The sequence below is a fragment of the Pseudoalteromonas sp. Angola-30 genome (genome assembly GCF_028599215.1).
GTDB lineage: Bacteria > Pseudomonadota > Gammaproteobacteria > Enterobacterales > Alteromonadaceae > Pseudoalteromonas > Pseudoalteromonas atlantica.
In genome coordinates this window covers 44,802-67,923 of record NZ_JAQREI010000002.1, presented here as the reverse complement: position 1 = coordinate 67,923, position 23,122 = coordinate 44,802, and the positions used below count along the sequence as shown (strand labels likewise).

The 23,122-nt window shown below is 42.7% G+C and carries 19 protein-coding genes; 11 read left to right on the top strand and 8 right to left on the bottom strand.

Annotated elements, in window-relative coordinates:
- Positions 1-57: 57 nt before the first annotated feature.
- On the bottom strand, positions 58-1,299 hold the full coding sequence (locus tag PSH54_RS03250; protein ID WP_029771819.1) for a malic enzyme-like NAD(P)-binding protein: 1,242 nt from the start codon (positions 1,297-1,299) through the stop codon (positions 58-60).
- Between the two features lie 520 nt (positions 1,300-1,819).
- On the bottom strand, positions 1,820-2,035 hold the full coding sequence (rpmE, locus tag PSH54_RS03245) for a 50S ribosomal protein L31 (RefSeq protein ID WP_004589339.1): 216 nt from the start codon (positions 2,033-2,035) through the stop codon (positions 1,820-1,822).
- Between the two features lie 232 nt (positions 2,036-2,267).
- Between rpmE and priA the strand changes: the two genes are divergently transcribed.
- From priA to PSH54_RS03220, 5 genes are all read left to right on the top strand, one after another.
- Complete coding sequence (priA, locus tag PSH54_RS03240) at positions 2,268-4,454, top strand: primosomal protein N' (protein WP_024032537.1); 2,187 nt, start codon at positions 2,268-2,270, stop codon at positions 4,452-4,454.
- An 11-nt stretch (positions 4,455-4,465) separates the two neighbouring features.
- Positions 4,466-4,993: an SPOR domain-containing protein gene (locus tag PSH54_RS03235; protein ID WP_004589337.1), complete on the top strand. Its 528-nt coding sequence runs from the start codon at positions 4,466-4,468 to the stop codon at positions 4,991-4,993.
- Between the two features lie 79 nt (positions 4,994-5,072).
- On the top strand, positions 5,073-5,591 hold the full coding sequence (gene hslV / locus PSH54_RS03230) for an ATP-dependent protease subunit HslV (RefSeq protein WP_004589336.1): 519 nt from the start codon (positions 5,073-5,075) through the stop codon (positions 5,589-5,591).
- Between the two features lie 11 nt (positions 5,592-5,602).
- On the top strand, positions 5,603-6,931 hold the full coding sequence (hslU, locus tag PSH54_RS03225) for an HslU--HslV peptidase ATPase subunit (RefSeq protein WP_004589335.1): 1,329 nt from the start codon (positions 5,603-5,605) through the stop codon (positions 6,929-6,931).
- 62 nt (positions 6,932-6,993) lie between these two features.
- Positions 6,994-7,368 carry a gamma-butyrobetaine hydroxylase-like domain-containing protein gene (locus PSH54_RS03220; RefSeq protein ID WP_004589334.1) on the top strand — a complete coding sequence of 125 codons (375 nt, stop codon included), beginning with the start codon at positions 6,994-6,996 and terminating at the stop codon, positions 7,366-7,368.
- Positions 7,369-7,399: 31 nt separating this feature from the next.
- Here PSH54_RS03220 and PSH54_RS03215 read toward each other — a convergent pair whose 3' ends face one another.
- The 3 genes from PSH54_RS03215 to PSH54_RS03205 all read right to left on the bottom strand — a co-directional run bounded on the left by PSH54_RS03215 (position 7,400) and on the right by PSH54_RS03205 (position 10,943).
- Positions 7,400-9,280 (bottom strand): methyl-accepting chemotaxis protein, encoded by a 1,881-nt coding sequence (locus tag PSH54_RS03215; RefSeq protein ID WP_004589333.1) that lies wholly within the window; start codon positions 9,278-9,280, stop codon positions 7,400-7,402.
- Between the two features lie 89 nt (positions 9,281-9,369).
- Positions 9,370-10,407 (bottom strand): MJ1255/VC2487 family glycosyltransferase, encoded by a 1,038-nt coding sequence (locus tag PSH54_RS03210; protein WP_121636880.1) that lies wholly within the window; start codon positions 10,405-10,407, stop codon positions 9,370-9,372.
- Positions 10,404-10,943 (bottom strand): phosphatase PAP2 family protein, encoded by a 540-nt coding sequence (locus PSH54_RS03205; protein ID WP_029771744.1) that lies wholly within the window; start codon positions 10,941-10,943, stop codon positions 10,404-10,406. The genes PSH54_RS03210 and PSH54_RS03205 overlap by 4 nt, the downstream gene beginning before the upstream one ends.
- A gap of 202 nt (positions 10,944-11,145) precedes the next feature.
- Between PSH54_RS03205 and rraA the strand changes: the two genes are divergently transcribed.
- Together rraA and PSH54_RS03195 are read left to right on the top strand one after the other, a co-directional pair.
- Positions 11,146-11,643 carry a ribonuclease E activity regulator RraA gene (rraA, locus tag PSH54_RS03200; protein ID WP_004589330.1) on the top strand — a complete coding sequence of 166 codons (498 nt, stop codon included), beginning with the start codon at positions 11,146-11,148 and terminating at the stop codon, positions 11,641-11,643.
- Positions 11,644-11,720: 77 nt separating this feature from the next.
- A complete protein-coding gene (locus PSH54_RS03195; RefSeq protein ID WP_273605643.1) occupies positions 11,721-12,767 on the top strand; it encodes a formimidoylglutamase in 1,047 nt (348 codons plus the stop codon).
- A 138-nt stretch (positions 12,768-12,905) separates the two neighbouring features.
- On the opposite strand, the gene PSH54_RS03190 is transcribed toward PSH54_RS03195, so the two are convergent.
- On the bottom strand, positions 12,906-14,570 hold the full coding sequence (locus PSH54_RS03190) for an EAL domain-containing protein (RefSeq protein ID WP_273605642.1): 1,665 nt from the start codon (positions 14,568-14,570) through the stop codon (positions 12,906-12,908).
- A gap of 122 nt (positions 14,571-14,692) precedes the next feature.
- Positions 14,693-15,940 (bottom strand): imidazolonepropionase, encoded by a 1,248-nt coding sequence (gene hutI, locus PSH54_RS03185; protein ID WP_273605474.1) that lies wholly within the window; start codon positions 15,938-15,940, stop codon positions 14,693-14,695.
- 111 nt (positions 15,941-16,051) lie between these two features.
- On the opposite strand from hutI, the gene hutC reads away from it, so the two are divergent.
- The 3 genes from hutC to hutH all read left to right on the top strand — a co-directional run bounded on the left by hutC (position 16,052) and on the right by hutH (position 20,056).
- Positions 16,052-16,759, top strand: a complete 708-nt coding sequence (gene hutC, locus PSH54_RS03180; protein ID WP_273605473.1) for a histidine utilization repressor — start codon at positions 16,052-16,054, stop codon at positions 16,757-16,759.
- Between the two features lie 67 nt (positions 16,760-16,826).
- The gene (hutU, locus tag PSH54_RS03175) at positions 16,827-18,500 is read left to right on the top strand and encodes a urocanate hydratase (RefSeq protein WP_273605472.1); all 1,674 of its coding nucleotides are present in this window, start codon (positions 16,827-16,829) and stop codon (positions 18,498-18,500) included.
- A gap of 2 nt (positions 18,501-18,502) precedes the next feature.
- Positions 18,503-20,056, top strand: a complete 1,554-nt coding sequence (gene hutH, locus PSH54_RS03170) for a histidine ammonia-lyase (RefSeq protein ID WP_273605471.1) — start codon at positions 18,503-18,505, stop codon at positions 20,054-20,056.
- Here the strand turns inward: hutH and PSH54_RS03165 are convergent.
- On the bottom strand, positions 20,034-20,804 hold the full coding sequence (locus tag PSH54_RS03165; RefSeq protein WP_248531377.1) for an NADP-binding protein: 771 nt from the start codon (positions 20,802-20,804) through the stop codon (positions 20,034-20,036). The genes hutH and PSH54_RS03165 overlap by 23 nt on opposite strands.
- A gap of 116 nt (positions 20,805-20,920) precedes the next feature.
- On the opposite strand from PSH54_RS03165, the gene PSH54_RS03160 reads away from it, so the two are divergent.
- Positions 20,921-22,948 carry a methyl-accepting chemotaxis protein gene (locus tag PSH54_RS03160; protein WP_029773386.1) on the top strand — a complete coding sequence of 676 codons (2,028 nt, stop codon included), beginning with the start codon at positions 20,921-20,923 and terminating at the stop codon, positions 22,946-22,948.
- Positions 22,949-23,122 lie beyond the last annotated feature (174 nt).

The following is a 23,122-nucleotide window of genomic DNA, read 5'->3' as shown; positions in this document are numbered from 1 at the left end:
TCTTTTTAAACAAAAAAACCTCAGCATGCTGAGGTTTTTTTGTTTAAGCGCTATATATTACGCCATATAATTTTCCGGTAAGTCAATTTGTGCCACGCCCGATTCAACAGCAGCAATAGCAACCGCCTTGGCTATACGTGGTAATAAACGCGGGTCCATCGGTTTAGGAATAATGTAGTCTGCACCAAATTCGAGCTTTTCTACACCCGCTGCTTTTAATACTTGCTCAGGCACTGGCTCTTTAGCAATACTACGAATAGCTTCAACAGCGGCTATTTTCATTTCATCGTTAATTGCGCTTGCACGTACATCAAGTGCACCACGGAAAATAAACGGGAAACATAAAACATTATTAACTTGGTTAGGGAAATCAGAACGCCCCGTTGCCATAATTAAGTCTTTACGTGCACTGTGCGCAAGCTCAGGTGCAATTTCAGGATCTGGATTTGAACATGCAAACACCACTGGCTTATCAGCCATTAGTTTTAGATCTTCAGGTGCAAGTAAGTTAGGACCCGATACACCTACAAACACATCAGCATCAGCAATTACATCTTGTAGAGTACGCTTATCTGTATTGTTAGCAAAAAGCTGTTTGTATTCGTTTAAGTCATCGCGGCGAGTATGAATAACCCCTTTGCGGTCTAGCATATAAATATGTTCGCGCAGTGCACCACACTTAATTAACAGCTCCATACAAGCAACCGCTGCAGCGCCTGCACCTAAACATACAATAATGGCATCTTCTATTGATTTGCCCTGCACTTCTAAGGCGTTAAGCATACCTGCCGCAGTTACTATAGCGGTACCGTGTTGGTCATCATGAAAAACCGGAATACTGCAACGCTCAATAAGTGCTTTTTCAATTTCAAAACACTCTGGCGCTTTAATATCTTCTAAGTTAATACCACCAAACGTGTCGGCAATATTAGCCACTGTATTTATAAAGTCTTCGGTGGTGCGATGCTTAACTTCAATATCAATAGAATCTAAGCCTGCAAAACGTTTAAATAAAAGCGCCTTACCTTCCATAACAGGTTTAGAGGCTAATGGCCCTAAATTACCCAAACCTAAAATTGCCGTACCATTACTGATCACCGCAACCATATTACCTTTACCGGTATATTTATATGCATTGGCTGGGTCTGCTGCAATTTCGCGCACAGGCTCTGCAACACCAGGGCTGTATGCTAATGCTAAGTCTTGCACCGTTTCGGCTGGTTTTGTTAGCTCAATGCTGATTTTGCCTGGAACGGGGTGAGAGTGGTAGTGTAATGCTTGTTCACGAAAATCTGACATAACGCGATGGTATCCTGCAATTTAAGTTAAGTGAGAGGGAGTATGGGGCTAAGATACTCTTATTATTTTTAAATTCCAAGCAATATCAGGTCTATCCTGTTATATGCTATATCCGTTAATTTTAAGTGATTTATCAGCAACTTCGCTAAAAGTTATCAATATTAAACAAATAAAAATTCATTCAAAAAGTGCTTTTTGAGGTTCATTTTGCCCTGCCAATATTTTTCTAAAATAGCAGAATATTAAAATAGTAAAATGCACCAATATGGCGCGTTTATCACCGTTAAAAACAAATATCGCCACGATAAGCACTTTTAGCAGCTTGGTTAAAAATTAACGTGTAAAAAATATAGAGAAGAATTGAGAGTTTGTCTGCAAAGGTTTATGCATATTCAGAATAAGAACAGGAAATAGTTATGCACACGTAGTACGGCAACAATCGGTGATTTTTTAGTAAAAATGATGATTTTTAGACACAAAAAAAGCACCCGAAGGTGCTTTTTTTACTAAACAGCAATAATTACTTCTTGCTGCTAAGTGCACCGAAGCGCTTGTTGAAGCGATCAACACGGCCGCCAGTGTCTAAAATCTTTTGCTTACCAGTGTAAAACGGGTGACACGCAGAACATACGTCTAGGTGAATGTCTTTACAAAGAGTAGAACGAGTTTCGAATTTGTTTCCGCATGAACATGTTGCAGAAATTGCTTCGTACTTAGGGTGAATACCTTCTTTCATAGGAACCTCTAGTTAAGGCCGCATCGCTCTCCAAACCCGAAGTCTGGCACCATACGTCGTTAAAACAAATTTATAGGCCGCGGATTTTATCCAACTAGCTTGCCCCGCACAAGCTTTAATTACGCTTTTTGCCAAAAAAGTAACCAACCAGCGCTACCGCATCCATTTGTATGTAGGTTTTTAGCCTTATTTTTAGTACATTAAGCTATTACCCTTTATCACATGAGTTGTTATGCGTTTTGTTGAAGTTGCTATTAAAGTTCCGTTACCACGCACCTTTGATTATAAAATAGATGAACAACTCATCTCGCCCTCGGCGCCTATTATGCCAGGGATGCGTGTTTTAGTGCCTTTTGGCAATCAAAAGAAAGTAGCGGTTGTTCTTGCTCTTAAAACGCATACCGACGTGCCCGATAACAAAATTAAAGCGGTTACTGAGGTTATTGACCAAACCCCTATTTTATCATCACAGCATTTAGAACTGCTTAGCTTTACTGCACGCTATTATTGCTATCCGCTCGGCGAAACCATACACATTGCGCTGCCAGGTGCGCTTCGCCAAGGTGAAAACCCAGATAAAACCAGCATTAACATGGTTAGCCTTACCGAAAAAGGCGCAAAGGTTCCATCGTTAAAAGCGAAAACTCAGTTAAATTTACTAAAGCAACTCGCGCAATCCGGTAAGTCGTCGGTAACCGAGCTAAAAGCGCTCGGCTTTAGTAAAAAAACAATAGATGCCTTAATAGATAAAGAGCTTATAACCCAAAGCATTGAGCATGATAATCAATGGCAAAGCGTTGCGCCCACAGTCGGCACCAAGCCAGTACTTAATAAAGAGCAAGCCGTAGCGTGCACTACAATAAATCAAAGTGTTGGCTTTAAAAGCTTTTTATTAGAAGGTGTAACAGGCAGTGGTAAAACCGAAGTGTATTTACAATGCCTAGAAGAAGTCCTTAAACGTGGCGAGCAAGCCTTAGTATTGGTGCCTGAAATAGGCTTAACACCACAAACTGTTAACCGATTTCGTCGTCGCTTTCCCGATACGCCAATTATGCTATGGCACTCTGCCCTAACCGATAACGAACGCTTGCAAACATGGCGTTTTTGCGAAAAAGGCAGCTGCGCAATTGTAATAGGTACCCGTTCGAGTATTTTTCTACCTTTTTTAAAGTTAGGAATGATAGTGGTTGATGAAGAGCATGACTCTTCATTTAAACAGCAGGATACCTTACGCTACCACGCACGCGATTTAGCAGCTTATCGGGCATTTCAGCACAAAATACCGCTTATTTTAGGCAGTGCCACCCCTGCGCTCGAAACACTGCACAAAGCTATAAACAACAAATACCAACTTTTAAGCCTTACAGAGCGCGCACAAACTGCGACCGATAATCAGTTTATGTTGCTTGATATGAAAGGCCAGCCCGACCAAGCGGGTATTGCACACGCAAGCCTTGCCACTATGCGCCAACATTTAAACCGTGGTAAGCAAGTTATGGTGTTTTTAAATCGTCGTGGCTTTTCTCCTACGCTAATTTGTCACGAATGCGGGTGGCTGAGTGAGTGTAATCGCTGCAGCACCAGTGCAACCTTTCATAAAGCCATTGGCCAAATGATTTGCCACCACTGTGGTGAGCAACACCCAGTACCTCACCAGTGTCCTGATTGCGGTAGCACACAAATTTTTCCTAACGGTAAAGGCACCGAACAAATTGAAGAATTTTTATCGAGTGAATTCCCCGATACACCCGTAACCCGCATCGACCGCGATTCAACCCGCCGTAAAGGGAGCCTAGAAAAAGCCTTAGAGGAGATAAACCAAGGCGGGGCGCGTATTTTAGTGGGCACACAAATGTTGGCTAAAGGTCATCATTTTGCCGATGTTAGCTTAGTGCTTATATTAGATGTAGATAGCGGCTTGTACTCGTGCGATTTTAGAGCCACAGAGCATTTAGCCCAGCTGGTAACTCAAGTTGCTGGGCGCGCGGGTCGCTCTGGTGAGCCAGGCCAAGTATTACTGCAAACCCACTTTCCTGAACACCCTTTATTGCAAGACTTAGTAAATAATGGCTACCAAGATTTTGCCCGCTTTGCTTTAAGTGAGCGTGATGATGCCGACCTTCCACCCATTACCAATATGGCTATAGTTAGAGCACAAGGGCACAGTATTAAGCTCGTTGTCGATTTTTTGACGGATTTGGTTCCTGTTAACGGTGTATCTGGTATACAATTGCTCGGTCCAATTCCTGCCCCACTAGAAAGAGTGGCGGGTATGTACCGGTTTCAATTGCATATTCAAGCGCAAGACCGCAAAGTATTGCATCAGTATCTTGCGCAAATGGTCGACTATTTAAGCACCAGCAAACTTGCACAAAAAGTGCGCTGGAGTCTTGATGTTGACCCTATAGACATGATTTAGGTTAAAGCCAAATGGCACAGCACGATTATATTAATAAAAAACCAGCGGGTAGAAAAAACACCAAGCAAGCCCCTGCTAAAAAACCATTTCCTATACTTTTAGTTGTTATTACTGTTTTGCTTGTAGGCGGCTTTGCTTACGGCTTATGGTTTATTAAAAATAACGCCGACCCTGAGCTTGTTGAGCAGCAGGCGCACCCTAAAACAGCTGAAAAAGTAGAAATAGCTAAACCTCGCGCCCCTAAGTTCATTGAAGAAATTAAAGAGCACGAGATCCAAGTTGAAGTAAGAGAAATTGAGCAAAAAGGCCCCTATGTTATGCAGTGTGGGTCGTTTAGAACACACGCACAAGCCGAAACCCTCAAAGCTAAAATTGCCTTTGCGGGCTTAATTTCTGAAATTAAAAAGACCACAGGTACTAATGGTGTTTGGTATAAAGTGCGTTTAGGCCCTTATAAAACAAAGCGCCAAGCCGAAAGCGACAAAAACAAACTCAAGCGAGTGCATGTTGTTAGCTGCGGAATTTGGGGCTGGACTTGAAATTAGTCCATTCACCCATATAACCTCATCATAATCGTTTTTTACAAGCTGCCCCCGCAGCTTGATGATGAGGAATAACATGACCACTATCGTAAGTGTACGCCGCGACAATAAAGTAGTAATTGGTGGCGACGGCCAAGTTTCACTTGGTAATACCGTAATGAAGGGCAACGCCCGTAAAGTTCGACGCCTTTATAATGGCAAAGTAATTGCTGGTTTTGCCGGCGGTACTGCTGATGCCTTTACCCTTTTCGAACGCTTTGAAAGCAAACTAGAAATGCACCAAGGTAACCTCACTAAAGCCGCTGTAGAAATGGCCAAAGACTGGCGTAGCGACAGAGCTTTACGCAAGCTTGAGGCACTCCTTGCGGTTGCAGATGAAACTGCTTCACTAATTATCACCGGCAATGGTGATGTAGTGCAGCCAGAAAACGATTTAATTGCTATTGGTAGCGGTGGTAACTTTGCTCAATCAGCAGCCACTGCCCTATTAGAAAACACCGATTTAAGCGCTCGCGATATCGTAGAAAAAAGCCTGACCATTGCTGGCAACATCTGTGTATTTACCAACAACTTCCAAACAATCGAAGAATTATAATAGGACCCATTATGTCTGCTATGACCCCAAGAGAAATTGTACACGAGTTAGATCAGCATATTATTGGTCAAGCTAATGCTAAAAAAGCCGTGGCTATTGCCCTGCGTAATCGCTGGCGCCGTATGCAACTAAACGATGACTTACGCAGCGAAGTAACCCCTAAAAACATTTTAATGATTGGCCCAACCGGTGTCGGTAAAACTGAAATTGCCCGCCGTTTAGCTAAACTCGCTAATGCGCCTTTTATTAAAGTAGAGGCGACTAAATTTACTGAAGTGGGTTATGTTGGTAAAGAAGTAGAGACTATCATTCGCGATTTAGTTGATGTATCAATTAAAATGACCCGCGAGCAACAAACTAAAAAGTTTAAACACCGTGCAGAAGAAGCAGCAGAAGAGCGTATTTTAGATGCACTTTTACCACCGGCTAAAGATCAATACGGTGAAACGCAGCGCGATGACAACTCATCTACTCGTCAAACATTCCGTAAAAAATTACGCGAAGGCCAGCTTGATGATAAAGAAATAGAAATAGATCTAGCGCAAGCACAGCCAAATGTAGAGATTATGGCGCCTCCTGGTATGGAAGATATGACCAACCAGCTGCAAAGCATGTTCCAAAACATGGGTGGCGACAAACGTACTAAGCGTAAGTTAAAAATTAAAGAAGCCTTTAAGTTATTAACCGAAGAAGAAGCCGCTAAATTAGTTAACCCTGAAGAGCTAAAAGAGCAAGCTATTTTTGCAGTAGAGCAAAACGGCATTGTGTTTATTGATGAAATAGACAAAATTTGTAAGCGTGGCGATTCGTCAGGCCCAGATGTTAGCCGTGAAGGTGTACAACGCGATCTACTTCCTTTAATTGAAGGCTCAACCGTTAATACTAAACACGGTATGGTGAAAACAGACCACATGCTATTTATTGCATCAGGTGCGTTCCAAATGGCTAAACCATCAGACATGATCCCTGAGCTACAAGGTCGTTTACCTATTCGTGTAGAGCTTGAAGCACTAAGTGCTAATGACTTTAAACGAATTCTTACCGAGCCACATGCTTCACTTACTGAGCAGCAACGTGAACTGCTTAAAACTGAGCAAGTAAATGTTGAGTTTAACGATGATGCAATAGAGCGCATTGCTAAAGCCGCTTGGCAAGTAAACGAGAAAACCGAAAACATTGGTGCTCGTCGCTTACATACAGTAATGGAAAAGCTAATGGAAGAAATTTCATACGATGCATCTGAACAAGCTGGCTCTACCCTTACTATTGACGCCGCTTATGTAGAAAAACATTTAGGCGCATTAGTTGAAGATGAAGATTTAAGCCGCTTTATTTTATAAGGTAGGCAAAAATACTATACTAAAAGCCTCCATATTGGGGGCTTTTTAATGGGATATATAAAATGAAACACGTAACAAAAGTGCATTATCATAGCGTGAGTAAAAACCTAGATGTTTACTTTGATGATGACAGTATGGCTGTATTTAGCTGCGAGTTTTTACGCGTTCACTCTCCCTCGGCCGAAGTGCAAGGGCATGGTGCAGAGCCAATGAAGTTGGTACTTAATAAACAACATGTTGGTATAAAAAAGATTGTACCGGTGGGGCATTACGCACTGAGATTAGACTTTGATGATGGTCATAACAGCGGGCTATTTAGCTGGAGCTACTTTGAAACACTACAAGCGCAGCACGAAACCTTGTGGGATAAATATCAAGCGCGTCTTGCCGAGCACGAACAAAACAAAGATAGCGTACCAATAAAGTTTGTTCCCTAAACCTTATTGGCTTTTTAAACGCTACACTGTATTACACTTTAAATTTATCAATAGCCGCAAATAATACGCGCGCTTGTTCAGAGACTTCTTCACTGGTTTGCGCATTATTAACTGCATGCTCAGAGGCATCTTGGGCAATGTCTCTAATGCGTACTACATTTTTGTTCACCTCTGATGCCACCTGACTTTGCTCATCAATAGCAACGGCAATTTGAGTACTCATTTCCATTATGGTTTGCACATCTTCGGTAATAGCACCGAGTAAATCACCCGCTTTAATAGCTTGTGAAGCACTTTCATCACCTTGCGAGCGACATTGATGCATAATACTTACTACCTCTTGCGTGCGCTGCTGAAGCGTATTAATAATGCCTTCAATTTCACTGGTAGACTCTTGTGTACGTTGCGCAAGCGAGCGTACTTCATCCGCTACAACAGCAAAGCCTCGCCCTTGCTCACCAGCACGAGCGGCTTCTATCGCGGCATTCAATGCAAGTAAATTGGTTTGCTCTGCAATGCCTCTGATTACATCGAGCACTGAGCCTATGGTTTCACCGTCTTTTTCAAGTTGCGATACCACACTTGATGCGTTACCTAACGACGAAGATAAATCGCGTATGTGCTTAACCGTAGAGTCTACTTCATTACGCCCTTGCTGCGCGCTTAGATTGGTTGACTCTGCTTTTTTAGCAGCAGCTTCGGTATTATGAGAAATATCTTGAATCGTTGCCTGCATTTGCGTAGCCGCAGTGGCAACCATATCCGCTTCGTGTAACTGCTCTTGCATGCCTGAACTTGTTGCAGAGGTACTTTCAGATAAGTGCTCTGTTGCCACATTTAACGTATTAAGCGCGGTATTCACTTCGTTTATGAGGTTTTTAAAATCGCCTATTAAACTATTAAAGTCCGACGTCATAATGGTAACTTCATCATTACCTGTTTGCTCTATCATTACGCTTAAGTCGTTATTACGGCGTATGTCGTTTATGGTGTGATATACCCGCTCAATAGGCACAATAATTGAGTGGCTAGTAAAGTACACCAGCGCCAACACTATAATCCCCGAAATAACAAATACAACGATGGCAATAAACTGCGCTTGGTCAACGCTTTTCTCAACTTCCAGCTTGGTTGACTCAACAATTTGACCAACAACCTGATCGCTTTTTTCTACGTTAATACGCATAACGCCTAGTGCACCAGAGTCTAAATCTAGCCCTAACTGCGTTTGTGCCTTTACAAGATTTTGAAAAGCACTTTGATACGTATCTATTAAAGGGCTTATTTGCGACTTATAACTACTTTGCAAATCAGCTTGGGTAATTTTTTGTTTAAACGTACTAATAAGTTCGTTAAAGCGAGTTAAGTATTTTGCATCAAAGCGCAGCATAAAATCTTTCTCAGCGCGTCGCAGCTGTAGCATTGCCGATAAAAGCTCAAAGTTATCTTGCTCTTTTAATAGCACCTCAACTTCGTGCACTGCAGTTCTGAGCTTGCCATACAACCCATCTTTAGGGTTTAAACCTATCTGTTGCTGTAACCTAACAACCTCTGAAAAATTGTTGTTGTAGTTAGTAATAAGCGTATGAAAATGCTCAATTTGCGCTGTGGTAATGCCCTGCTGTTGCATTACCTCCTGCAGCTTTTTGATTTTAGTGCTTAGCTGTTTAAAATCCTTATCAAATGATGTAAGTGCTTCCTGCTGCTTGTAAAAAAGAAAGTTTTTTTCATGCTTTCTAAGCTCTAGTGCATGTACGTTGAGCTCTTCTGCAAGCTGAATTGTTTTATTCAGATTGAGTGTTACGCGCGACTCATAAATTATCACACACAACAAAATGACCATTGCCAGACCGACTACCACTGCATTAAGTTGCAAACGCCTTTTAATGGTTAAGTTTTGTAAAAAATTCATTGAAAACACCTATATTTAATATGCACTAATAGTGTAGTACGTTCTGGCGCTTTATATTGAACTTTTTATTAACTTTTTATACATATAACTCATGCTTTTAGATTAACACTCCCCCATAAATCTTTATGCAATGAGTGAGTGTCATGCCACTGTTTATTAAGTAGCCATTTAACCAAAGGGGCAGGATCACTGGGAAAATTAATTTGTTTGTTTTGCGGGGCACTATTCCAATCATCCAGCGCTTGCGGGTTTAAATAATTCATTACATGGGCCATTTTCATCGCCCGCAATGTTTGTGCATTTGCATCTTGTTCAAACTGACCATCAAGAGGTTTAAGTAATAATTTTTTCCCAAGCTTTAAGGCCTCACTTGCCAGCTCAAAGCCTGCATTACCAATTACGCCACTGGTATTTGCTAAGTCGTTTAAAAACCCCGCTCGTGAAGGAGTGCGCAAATGAATATGCCCAAGGGATTTATCCTGCGCGTGCGGGTGGTAACAGTAAAACTCTTTTTCTGGGAAGTCCTTTAAATAATCAATAATGTTGTCGAGGTTCTCAAAGGGTAAATACACCAGCACTTTATTCATAACGGCGACAGGATTGCCATGGTCATGGTTTGCAATAAAGGGCGGTATAATATTATCTGCAAAGGGCTGCCAATGTACGCCTAAATAGGTGCTTGCTGGCGCGTAGTGCTTAATGAGAGATTTTCTAAATAAACCGCGGCCAAACATAGGCACGCTATTAGATAAAAAGGCCGCCTGGTGACTAATACCAACTACAGGCACGCCTGCACGCTTTGCAGCCCAAGCTGAAATAGGCTCAAAGTCATTTAAGACAAAATCGTATTTTTTTACATTAAATGATTTTATATCGTTAACTAACTTACACACACGGGCATTTTTTAATGTTTGATAGCTTTTTACTTGGCCATTTTTAGTGCTAAACGATAACCCTCGAAACGTTTTGTAATCAGCAAATTCCTGCATATCAAAGTAGTCTTTTTCAGGGCGCCCTGAAAAAACGTAATCTACATCTATACCTAACTCTTTAAAACAACTTGCCATAACACGGGCGCGCGTAATGTGGCCATTACCTGTGCCTTGTATGCCGTATAATATCTTCATACAGGCACCACCAAAGCCAGCGCAAATAGACCACATGAACTGCCAATAACAGCGCCAATTATTATATCTGCCGGAAAATGTACGCCTAATACTACGCGAGAAACCGCCACCCCCGATGCCCAGCTAAACCAAAGCCACGCATACTCTGCAAAAAAGTGACTCAATATTACCGCAACTAAAAATGCTGCTGCACTGTGTCCCGAAGGCAAACTAAATTTGTCACTAGGCACAATATACGCATTACTGACTAAGCAATCACAGGGGCGGATTCGGCCAAAGCTACGTTTTGCTAAAAAATAAATAGGCCTTTCAATTGCAAACCCCAGTAACACCGATATTGGCAATAACTGATGCTGCTCATTGGTACTTAGCCACCAAACAGCGCCACACATAAGTAAATATAAACCACCATTACCACTTTTAGATAAACCAAGTGCAGCCGTTTTCAGCCATTTGGGTGAATTATAATTAAACAGAGTTAAAAAGAGTTGTTCATCCATTTGAGCCATTTTTTTAAGCACGTTATTGTCGTTCATTATTTACCCTTAGCTGCACAATATCTAACCATAGTTAAAGCTTAGTGGCAGAAAATAACAATTGAGTGACGCTTTTAAGACACTATTGTTGCCATTTCTAATTTCGGCATTTTTTGAATAAATTTACTGCTATTAAGTCGTTGTTATTGCATATAAGGAGGGTATACTGAGGGTAACTTATGTACCCTTTGAGGATAAAATAATGGATTACAGCACTTCTGACTTATGTGACTTTTTTGCCGATGTGGTTGACGTGCTTGAACCGATGTTCATCAACTTTGGTGGTCGACACACGTTTGGCGGCCGAATTAAAACGGTTAAATGTTTTGAAAATAATGAACTGATCCGTGAAATACTCTCACAAGACGGTACTGATCAAGTACTACTTATCGATGGTGGTGGCTCAACACGACGCGCCCTTATCGACATTGAACTTGCAGAGCTTGCGCTTGATAACAACTGGAACGGCATTATTGTATTTGGTGCTGTGCGTCATGTAGATGAGTTAGAAGAAATTGATTTAGGTATTCAAGCGATTGCATCAATTCCTGTTGCCGCCGACAGCGAAGGCGCTGGTGAAGATGGCATTGGCGTTAACTTTGCTGGTGTGTCGTTTTTTGATGACGATTTTATCTATGCAGATAGTACTGGCATTGTATTATCAGCAGAAGAACTTGAACTAGAAGTTATCGAAGAATAAAGTAACAAGCAGTGCTCAACAGAGCACTGCTTACGCCACCACGAATAATTTTTGCTGCTCAATACGGATTCAACACAGTGCACCCTACCTTAAAAGTGTATGATGAAAACGCCGTTAAACCCTATTGCTCCACACGCGTTAACGAAACAAAAGCTTGGCAGTCTGTTGCCCTATTAGACACCCATGTAAATGTACAACAAGCCCTTAACGATGCAGCGCAATTTGGTATTCGCTACGTATTAATTGGTATATGTGAAGATATAGGCCCTCGCGCTAATTTAGGCAATGGCGGCTCACATCAAGCTTGGCCCGCTTTTTTACAATACTTTTTGAACCAACCAGTTAACCAGTTTAACGCGACCCAGCAGGTATTGCTGTTAGGCGAAATTGACGTTGATGATGTAATGGTGCAAGCCCAAGGCTTAAATAACCAGCATGCTGAAGAGCTGGCTCAACTACGCAAACTATGCGCAACAATAGATGAGCGAGTAGAGGCGGTATTAACGCTTATATTTAATGCGGGCCTTGAGCCTATTATTATCGGCGGTGGGCACAATAATAGCTTTGGCATACTCAGTGCTTTAAGCAAACATAGTGGGGCTTCAGTTAACGCTATAAATTTTGATCCCCATGCAGATTTACGGCCTTGCGAAGGTCGCCACAGCGGCAATGGTTTTAGCTATGCCTTGAAGAAAAATGCATTGCAGCAATATCATATTATTGGCCTGCATGAGCAAAAAAATAACCAAGCCATTTTTGACTTAATCGCGCAAAATCAATGTAGTTTTCACAGCTATCAAGCTATTAATATACGCCGAGAAATATCACTAACCGATGCCGTACAGCACGCCTTAGCAGCGTTTAATAATGCGCCACTTGGTATTGAACTCGACTTAGACAGTATTTCATTTTTACCGGCCAGCGCGTATACATGCTGCGGCTTTAGCGTTAGTGATGCTGAGCATTATGTGTATTTAACAGCAAAACACAGCACCGCCCGCTACCTACATTTGTGTGAAGCTGCACCGCTAAATCACCCAGCTGGGTTAACAGCAGGTATGCAAAGCTGTGGGCAAATTATTAGTGCATTAGTTAATGCCTACTTACATGCAAAAACGCGTTAATTTCAATTAGCTTAATTAACCGCTGCATTTATAAGGCAGCTGAATTACGTTACTGGCTTAGCTAAAAATGGTGAGTAATTCTATCGCAGCGAATTGCTGAGTTCCCCTTACAAAATAATTATTGCAGCTGGGCATAACTTATTGTGTTTGGTGGGCCTGCCACTGCTTTAGCCAACTCATTAAGCCAATGCTGCTTAACGGGTGGCCAAAATAATAACCTTGTGCTGCGTGCGCTTTTAAACTTTTTACAAACTTTAATTGGTCTAAGGTTTCAACGCCCTCAAAAATAACCTTGGTATTTTGTTGGTTATGCATTTCAACCATACCGCCTACTAGGCTGCGTATATTATTTTGATTGCTAAAATCTGCAGTAAGCGATGGCGCTACCTTAATGTATTCAACAGCTAGATTTGGCAGCTTAGAAAGAACAATGGGGTTATCGCCTAACCCATCAACGCATATTTTTAAGCCTATATTATTTAATCGGGCAATCATCGCACGGCCCTTATTATCTAAATCTGTGAATATATGCAGCGGGCATTCAACAATTAAATCTCCGTGCTGTAAGTTGTGCTCACTCACCACACTATCTACAAACTCAACAAACTCTTCGTTAAGCATTTCGGGGCCAAATAAGTTAATGCTCAGCGGTATAGCAATTCCCTCGATGCGAAGTGCCATGGCAAGCTCTGCAGCTCGCTCTATAACAAATTTAGCCAGTGGGTAAGCTAAACCCGCAATATGAATATCATCAATAAATCGGTGGGCAGATAAAATACCTTGTTGAGGGTGCTGCCAACGCAACAGAAGTTCTAAAAACTCAATTTGGCCGTCGTCATTGCGGATAATAGGCTGAAAATAAAGTTCAAGCTCGCTTACAAAATCAATATTAGCCAGCTCTTTTAAACGGGCTTGCTGCTCAAGTTGCTCAACCATCATTTGTTGATGATACACAACCACTGCTTTTTTAGGCTGACTGTCAAGGGCTAAGTAAGCACACGATACTAAGTTATCAAAGTTAGCGTCTTGCTCATCGCAATTAACGTAACTCGCCCTTGCTTTTACCTCTACGGTACAATTAGCGACGTTAAACGGTTTAAGTGTTGCGCCAATAATTTGCTCAATGATGTGTTCATGGCTATGTTTGTGCATAGCTAAGCTGCAAATAAAGGCAAAGTTAAGACCCCCTAAATGCGCCAACTTTTCTTGGCCACCTAAATCAATCACATTGTCGTTATTTAGTAAGTCTTTTATTCTGTTGGCTGATTGTGCCAACAACAAATCACCAAAATCTCTGCCTATGTGCTGATTAACTTGCTCAAACCCTTCTAGACGAACAATCACCAGTGCTGCTTCTAGCTGTTTTTCTTTACACCAGCTGTAATAGCCTTGGCGTAACTGCTGTTTATCTGCAAATGCAGCAAGAGGAGAGTCATCTTGGTACGGCTCAGGCTCATTAATGTTATGCGAATCTTCAACTTTGAGCTCTTCTTCCTCGCTCATTAGTCCTACAACCGCTAGCAGAATAATAGCCACCACCACCCAAAATAGGGGCACGTCCATGAGTAAATGCGCTGAAAACAACACCACAAATAGCAACCCTGAAACGGCGCTTGTGATAATCATGCTCCAACTATTACGCTCAAACGCTTGCCATAAATGAAAGCAAAAACCAAAAGCGAGCAAGATTGCTAACCAAGCAGCCCCGCTACTTAAGATGGCTAAACCGACAGCGCCTGTACATAAGTAACTAAATTTAATACTGGTATTTTTAACCGCAAATAACGTAGCGACCATCGCCATTAACAGCGCGCCGCTAAAAAATATTGGAAAGTTACTGTCAGTCAAAATACTCAAGCTTACGCCACTCCATTAGCAATAAAATTTAATAAAAGCATGTTAAATATGGACAAAAATAATACAAACTAATTAATTCTACCCAAAATCCATAGATTTAACAGTTTATTTACGCCAAATTGGTAACTTAATTGTGAAGGGTGACTTATTTGCCAATGCGCAATATCAGCCCTTGCCCCAACCTTTAATACGCCTCTGTCTTTTAAACCTAGTGCCTGCGCTGCATTGCGGGTTACTCCTGCAAGGGCCTGCTCAGGGGTGAGCCTAAATAAAGTACATGCCATGTTCATCATTAATTGCACAGAACATAAAGGCGAGGTTCCTGGGTTAAAGTCACTGGCAATAGCAATAGGCACATTGTATTTTTGCAGCAAATCGATGGGAGGAAGCTGTGTTTCTCGTAAAAAATAAAAAGCCCCAGGTAATAAAACAGCCACAGTGCCAACCTCTGCCATGGCTTTTACGCCATTTTCATCAAGGTACTCAATATGATCAGCTGAAAGGCCTTTATACTCAGCCACCAGCTGTGCGCCCTGCTGATTAGAAAGCTGCTCAGCATGGCACTTTACCGGCAAGTTATGTTTTGTAGCTGCATCAAACACTTGTTTTGTTTGTACAAGACTAAAGCCTACATTTTCACAAAATACATCCACAGCATCGGCAAGGTTATTAGCCACTACCTGCTCAAGCATCTGCGTACATACTAAATCTATGTATTCATCTGCACGGCCTTTGTATTCAGGGGGTAGCGCATGTGCACCTAAAAACGTGGTTTTAATATCAATAGGATGATGCTCATTAAGCAAACGCGCCACTTCTAAAATTTTTATTTCGTTTTCAACATCAAGCCCGTATCCCGACTTTATCTCAGCAGTCGTTACGCCCTCGGCAAGTAAAGTGTTTAAGCGATCTTTTGCATCAACAAATAACTGCTCATGATCTGCCGCGCGAGTGGCCTTAACAGTGCTGGCTATACCGCCACCTTGTGCAGCTATTTGTTCATAGCTTACACCTTGTAAGCGCTGCTCAAATTCTTCAGCTCGGGAGCCTGCAAATATTAAATGTGTATGGCAATCAATAAGCCCAGGTGTTAACCATTGCCCTTTAATACTTAATGTAGGGGTAGCAAAGGCATCAAAACTGGGTAAGTTTGATTGCTCACCTAACCATACAATTTCGCCGTTTTTAATCGCCAGTGCCGCATTTTCTATAGCCCCATAAGGTGCATCAATTGTGCTATCCATGGTTGCTATGTTGGCATCAGTCAATAATAAGTCGAGATCTTCCAAGGCGTAACCCGTTGTTTTATTTTGCATACTTAGCTCCCTAACGTGCTTAAAATACAGTCTAACAATACACCTTGTATATACAAGGTAATTATGCCATCTTTATTAAATAGTTTATTTTAAGTACAGCTAATAATAGTAATGACCACACCTAAATTTGCACAAATTAAACAATTTATTGTCGATAAAATAAAAAATGGCGCATGGCAAGAAAACCAACGTGTTCCTTCAGAAAACGAGCTTAGCAGCCAATTTTCTGTAAGCCGTATGACCGCACGACGTGCACTGAGCGAATTAACAGATGCCGGTATTTTAACGCGCAGCCAAGGGTTAGGTACGTTTGTAGCCAGTTTTAAATCGCAGTCTTCACTACTTGAAATTAAAAACATAGCCGATGAAGTAAAAGAACGTAACGGGCAATACAGCTGTAGTGTGCAGGTGCTTGAATCAATCAATGCGGTAGCACCCATAGCCATTGCGCTTGGCGTTGAAGTAGATAGCCTGGTGTATCGCAGTGTGCTTGTACACAATGAGAACGACAAACCACTGCAAGTTGAAGAGCGATTTGTAAACCCAGCTTTAGCCCTGGGTTATTTACAACAAGACTTTAGCGCCCTCACCCCGCATGAATACTTATCGAGCGTAGCGCCGCTCACACAAGCGCGCCACACAGTGGAAGCGATTATGCCCAACTCGCAAATGTGCCAATGGCTTAACCTGTATAACGAAGAACCCTGCTTACAGGTTATTCGCCGTACTTGGTCTACAAAAGGGATAGTGAGCTTTGCTCGCTTAGTATCACCGGGCAGTAAATACCGTTTGGGCGGGCACTTAACATTTAAAAAATAATAACAACTTAACGCTCAAGGGCGTTTTTTTGTAGCTGACTATCTTGTATATACAACAGGAGAAATTCATGAACAACCGGCTCGACACACACCGAGAAATCCGCGCGCCTCATGGCGATAAAATTAGCGCTAAAAGTTGGCAAACCGAAGCCGCTAAACGCATGTTAATGAACAATTTAGACCCTGATGTGGCAGAGCACCCTCATGCGTTAGTGGTATATGGCGGTATTGGCCGTGCAGCAAGAGACTGGCCAAGCTTTGATAAAATAATTGAAACCCTTGATAGGCTCGAAAACGACGAAACCCTGCTTGTGCAATCGGGTAAGCCCGTGGGCGTATTTAAAACCCACGAAAACGCGCCGCGCGTTCTCATTGCTAATTCTAACCTGGTGCCACATTGGGCAAATTGGGAGCACTTCAATGAGCTCGATAAAAAAGGCTTAATGATGTATGGGCAAATGACCGCGGGCTCTTGGGTTTATATTGGCTCACAAGGCATAGTGCAAGGCACTTACGAAACCTTTGTAGCAATGGCAAAACAACACTTTGGCGGTAATGCAAAAGGTAAATGGGTTTTAACAGCAGGCCTTGGCGGTATGGGAGGTGCCCAACCACTCGCCGCGACGATGGCAGGTTTTAGCGCATTAGTTGTGGAATGCGACGAAACCCGTATCGATTTTCGAATTAAAACCGGCTACGTTGATGTAAAAGCCACGACACTTGAGCACGCGCTTGAGCTAGTTACCGATGCTTGCATTAAAGGCAAGGCATTATCGGTAGGCTTATTAGGTAATGCTGCCGATATTTTTACTGCACTGGCAAACAGTAATATTACCCCTGATATAGTGACCGACCAAACCTCAGCGCACGACCCACTCAACGGCTACCTACCTCAAGGTTGGAGCATGCAACACGCAGCAAAAATGCGTGAACAAAACCCACAGGCAGTGGTTAAAGCCGCTAAACAATCTATGGCGGTGCAAGTAAACGCCATGCTAGCACTTCAAAAAGCCGGTGCTGCCACTACCGACTATGGCAATAACATTCGCCAAATGGCATTTGAAGAAGGCGTTACCAACGCATTTGATTTTCCGGGCTTTGTGCCTGCTTATATCCGTCCGTTATTTTGTGAAGGAATTGGCCCATTTAGATGGGTTGCGCTTTCAGGCGACCCCGAAGACATTTATAAAACCGATGCAAAAGTGAAAGAGCTTATCGCAGAAGATACTCACTTACATAACTGGCTTGATATGGCGCGTGAGCGCATTCAATTTCAGGGTTTGCCAGCGCGTATATGCTGGGTTGGTTTAAAAAACCGAGCCCGCCTTGCACTGGCCTTTAACGACATGGTTAAAAATGGCGAGCTTAAAGCGCCGGTTGTAATTGGTCGCGATCATCTCGACTCTGGCTCTGTAGCAAGCCCCAACCGTGAAACCGAAAGTATGCAAGATGGTTCAGACGCCGTTTCTGATTGGCCGTTACTTAATGCTTTGCTTAATACTGCGGGTGGCGCAACGTGGGTGTCGCTGCACCATGGCGGCGGAGTGGGCATGGGCTTTAGCCAGCACGCAGGCGTGGTTATTGTTGCAGATGGTAGTGAACAAGCCGCGCAACGCATAGCTCGTGTGCTTTGGAACGACCCTGCTACCGGCGTTATGCGCCATGCTGATGCAGGCTACGATATTGCAAAAAATTGCGCGCAAGAGCACCACCTAGATCTCCCTATGCTAAACAAGGAATAGTCATGATTTCACACACTCTCACACCAGGGCAGTTAGACTTAAGCACCCTAAGAAAAATTAATGACTCAGCTGTCACACTTAACTTAGTCGATGGCGCCAGTACACAAATAGCGGCCAGTGCACAAACTGTTCAAAACGTAATAAACAAACGCCAAACGGTGTACGGTATTAACACCGGCTTTGGCTTATTAGCCAATACAAAAATAGCAGATGACGAGCTTGAGCTACTGCAGCGCAGTATTGTGCTTTCGCATGCTGCCGGTATTGGGGAGCTCATGGACGACAGCACTGTAAGACTAATGATGACCTTAAAAGTAAACTCTTTGTCTCGGGGCTACTCAGGGATACGCCTAGAGGTGATCGCATTTTTTATGCAACTACTGTGCAGTGAAGTGTACCCGTGCGTACCACAAAAAGGGTCTGTGGGTGCTTCGGGCGATTTAGCGCCTCTTGCTCATATGTGCCTTCCACTATTAGGTGAAGGCAAAATGCGCCACAAAGGTGAAATTATAAGTGCTGCTCAAGGGCTAAAAATTGCCAATCTTTCACCTCTTACATTAGGCGCAAAAGAAGGACTGGCACTGTTAAATGGTACACAAGCCTCTACCGCGTTTGCGTTACAAGGGCTTTTCAAAGCAGAGGATTTATATGCACAAAGCTGTGTTATAGGCTCTATTAGCATAGAAGCTGCAATGGGTAGCCGTGCGCCCTTTGATGCACGCATTCACGAAATACGGGGGCAACGCGGCCAAATTGATACGGCCAGTGTATTTAGAGAGCTACTTAGTACTGAATCACAAATTAGCCAATCTCACGTAAACTGCGAAAAAGTGCAAGACCCTTACTGCCTTCGCTGCCAACCTCAGGTACTCGGCGCGTGTTTAACACAAATACGCCACGCCGCAGAAGTGTTGTTATGTGAATCAAACGGCGTTACCGACAACCCGCTGGTATTTGCCGATGTGGGCGATATTATATCCGGTGGTAACTTTCATGCAGAGCCCGTTGCCATGGCAGCTGATAACTTAGCCATTGCGATTGCCGAAATAGGCGCGCTGGCAGAGCGAAGAATCGCGCTACTTATTGATTCAAACCTCTCTACACTGCCACCTTTTTTAGTTGAAAACGGCGGAGTTAACTCAGGTTTTATGATTGCCCAAGTAACCGCGGCTGCGCTTGCCTCCGAGAACAAATCGCTTGCGCACCCCGCCTCGGTAGACAGCCTGCCAACTTCAGCAAATCAAGAAGATCATGTCTCTATGGCAACCTTTGCAGCAAGGCGCTTAAAGGAAATGGCCAATAACACCCGCGGGGTATTAGCAATTGAATGGCTTGGAGCTGTTCAAGGGCTTGAGTTTAGAGCCCCACTTAAACCTTCACCGCAAGTAGAAAAAGCAAAAGCTCTGCTGCGCGAGCATGTAAGTTACTACGATAAAGACCGCTACTTTGCCCCCGATATAGACGCAACCAATACGCTTTTAGCACAAGGGGCATTGTGCGACTTTATTCACCACAACCCACTACCATCGCATTTTAAATTCCATGCTGATAGCTAAAACCTAACGCTTCAATTGCTGAGCCAAGTACTTTGCGCTCAGCACTTTCATTACTGGTAAAGGTTGGCATTTCGCCGCCATGCTCTGCACACTTTTGTGCATAATAATTCGCTTTAGTTGGGTGCGATGGATTTACCACGTTATAAATATTTTGCCCCGAATTATAGTTTTCTATTACCGCAAAAATGGCGTTTATCACATCTTGTTGATGCACCATATTAACCACCTGCTGGCTCGATGAATTTAATTCTTTCCCAGCAACAAAGCGCCCCGGCTCGCGGTTAGGTCCTAATAACCCTGCTAAACGCAGTACTTTACCATCTTGCTCAAGCACCTTTTCTTCGCCATCGTATAGTTTTATTTGTCGCTCATTGGTACAACTTATTTCACTGCTTTCAGTGTAAACACCTGGCTCTTGGTCGTACACACCGGTAGATGAGCACAAAATAAAGCCCTTTGCATTTAATTGTTTAGAAAGAGTAAGTGCAGCGCTTAGTGTTTCTGGGTAGTTACTTTCACTGTGTCTGCTTCGTGGGGGGATTGCACACACCCAGTAAGCATCGTGTAAATCTATTTGATGTATTAGTTGCCCATCAATCAGTACAAATTGACGCTGAAAATCGTCTGTGTGCTCATCACTTCTATGCGTACCTTGTACCTGCCAACCCGCCTGTTTAGCTTGTAGGCACAAAGTATGACCCAACCAGCCTGCGCCTAATACTACTAATTTATTAGCTTTTGTTTCCATTTTTGCATAACCCTTCATTTTAAACGCATAATTAGTGCTTTTTATCTAACTTCATAGAGATTTAAAGTAAGATATGATTAGATATAACCTACTAAAAAACAATAATACGTGCACTTATGCTAAATAATTTATCATTACGGAAGAAAATATTATTATTGATTGGTGGCACCATCACCATTTTGCTAATTATTGCTTCAACATTTTTTGTAAATCACATCGCTAACCTTTCCAGAGTAAACATTGAGCGCGAAGCTCAAAGCTACCTACAAAGCGAACAACTTTCAATGCAAAGCTACTTTGCAAAGTATGGCAAGCTGGTTTCTACGTTTGTTAATAACCCGCATTTAGTTAATTTTTTTGAAAATTGGGATACTCGCGACCAGCCGATTAAAAACGCCCCCGGTTACAACGAAGTTAATCAAGATTTTGTACGCATTAGCTCAAATGACGAAAATGTACTGTCGGCGTTTTTCGCATCAGCAACCACCGGTGAATACTTTAAAGAAAACGAGCGTACCAGCCATTACAATGGCCAACCATACTACGCCTATAAACGTGGTTGGTGGCAAGAAGCCCTGCAAATTAATAAACTTTACGTAGGCCCTATATCGGTCGATTTAACCACTGGGGTTGCCTCAGCAGTTGTACAACAGCCGGTATACAACGCACAGCGTAAACTTATTGGTATGGGCGGCGTTGATTTACAGCTTAATAAAATCAACGATATGGTTGAAGGTATTCGCTTTAACGGCCAAGGCTATGGCTTTTTACTTGATGGCAATCAAAAGGTTGTACACTTTTCAAATGCTACCGGCCATAAGCTGTCTAACACCGACGAAGGCCCTAAAGGTAAAGAAGGGCTAGATGGCCTTGAAAGCCAGTTTAATAATACTTCAGGCTTTACAGAGCTTAACGCACAAATGCGTAATAACCTCGAAGGCAGCCAATTGGTGACCTTAAAAGGAGAAGAGTATTATGTGGTGTACCATCGCTTACAACTAGAGCAACCTTATCTAGATTGGTATGTAGGTATACTGATCCCAACCAGCATGATTGAAGCCCCCGTTAATGAGGCGGTTACCACCACAACCACCGCAGTGGTGATTATTTTAGTGATAATTTTAGCGATGATATTATGGGCAACCCACATGATCTCGCAGCCTATTACCACCTTAACTAACATAATGCGTGATATTGCATCAGGCGAAGGCGATTTAACCCAAAAGATTAATATTACCAGCCAGGATGAGGTCGGCCAGCTTGCCAATCACATGAATACATTCATTGATAAGCTGCGCGCCATGATGTTAGAAACAGCCGCACAAGCTGAGCAGTTAACCAATGCCGCAGCGCAACTTAAAAACGTATCTGCTCAAACCAACACCGAAATACAGCAAGAAAAACAACAAGTAGACAGCGTAAGTGCCGCCGTGACCGAAATGGCCAGCACTGTACTTGAAATATCGCGTAACGCACAGCATACCAACAGCGCCGCCGAAGAAGTACAAGCTATTACTGCCGAAGGGGCTGACCGCTCAACTCAAGCACAACGTGTGATGACCGAACTTGCGCTACACATAGGTGAAGCGTCTAAAGTGGTAGCAGGACTTGAGCAAGAAAGTAATAACATTGGTGCATTGGTGGATGTAATTAACTCCATTGCCGATCAAACCAACTTACTTGCTCTAAATGCCGCCATTGAAGCTGCGCGTGCAGGTGAGCATGGCCGTGGTTTTGCGGTAGTTGCTGATGAAGTACGTTCACTGGCAAGCCGTACGCAAGAGTCAACAGACGATATTCGTAATATGATTTCTCGCTTACAGCAAATTGCCCAACAAGCGTCGGTAATGATGCTACAAGGGCAAGAGCAAACTGAAGGCTCAGTATCGCAAACAAAAGAAGTGCTAAGTTCATTACAAAACATTGCTCAGTCGGTAACTAAAGTGCAAGACCAAAGCCACCAAATTGCCACTTCAACCGAGCAACAAACCGTTGTCGCAGAGGACATTAATACCAGCCTTGCAGCAATTAATGGCTTAGTAAACAGCACAGCTGATCACGCACACATTTTAGCAGATGAAGCACGCGATTTAAGCGATCTTGCTGTTGCCTTAAACAAAACGGTTAATCAGTTTAAACTATAAAAAGCACAGCGTAATAAGGTGGGTAACTAAGTATAAATTAACCCACCTAGGGTGTGTTGAGCATTGTAGATTGAATGAATTTCAATCACCCAAGGCCAGCATGCCCTAGCACTCTTGTTTTTAAATTTTTTAACACCATATCTTCACAACTTGCTGCTATTTTTTAGCGTAATT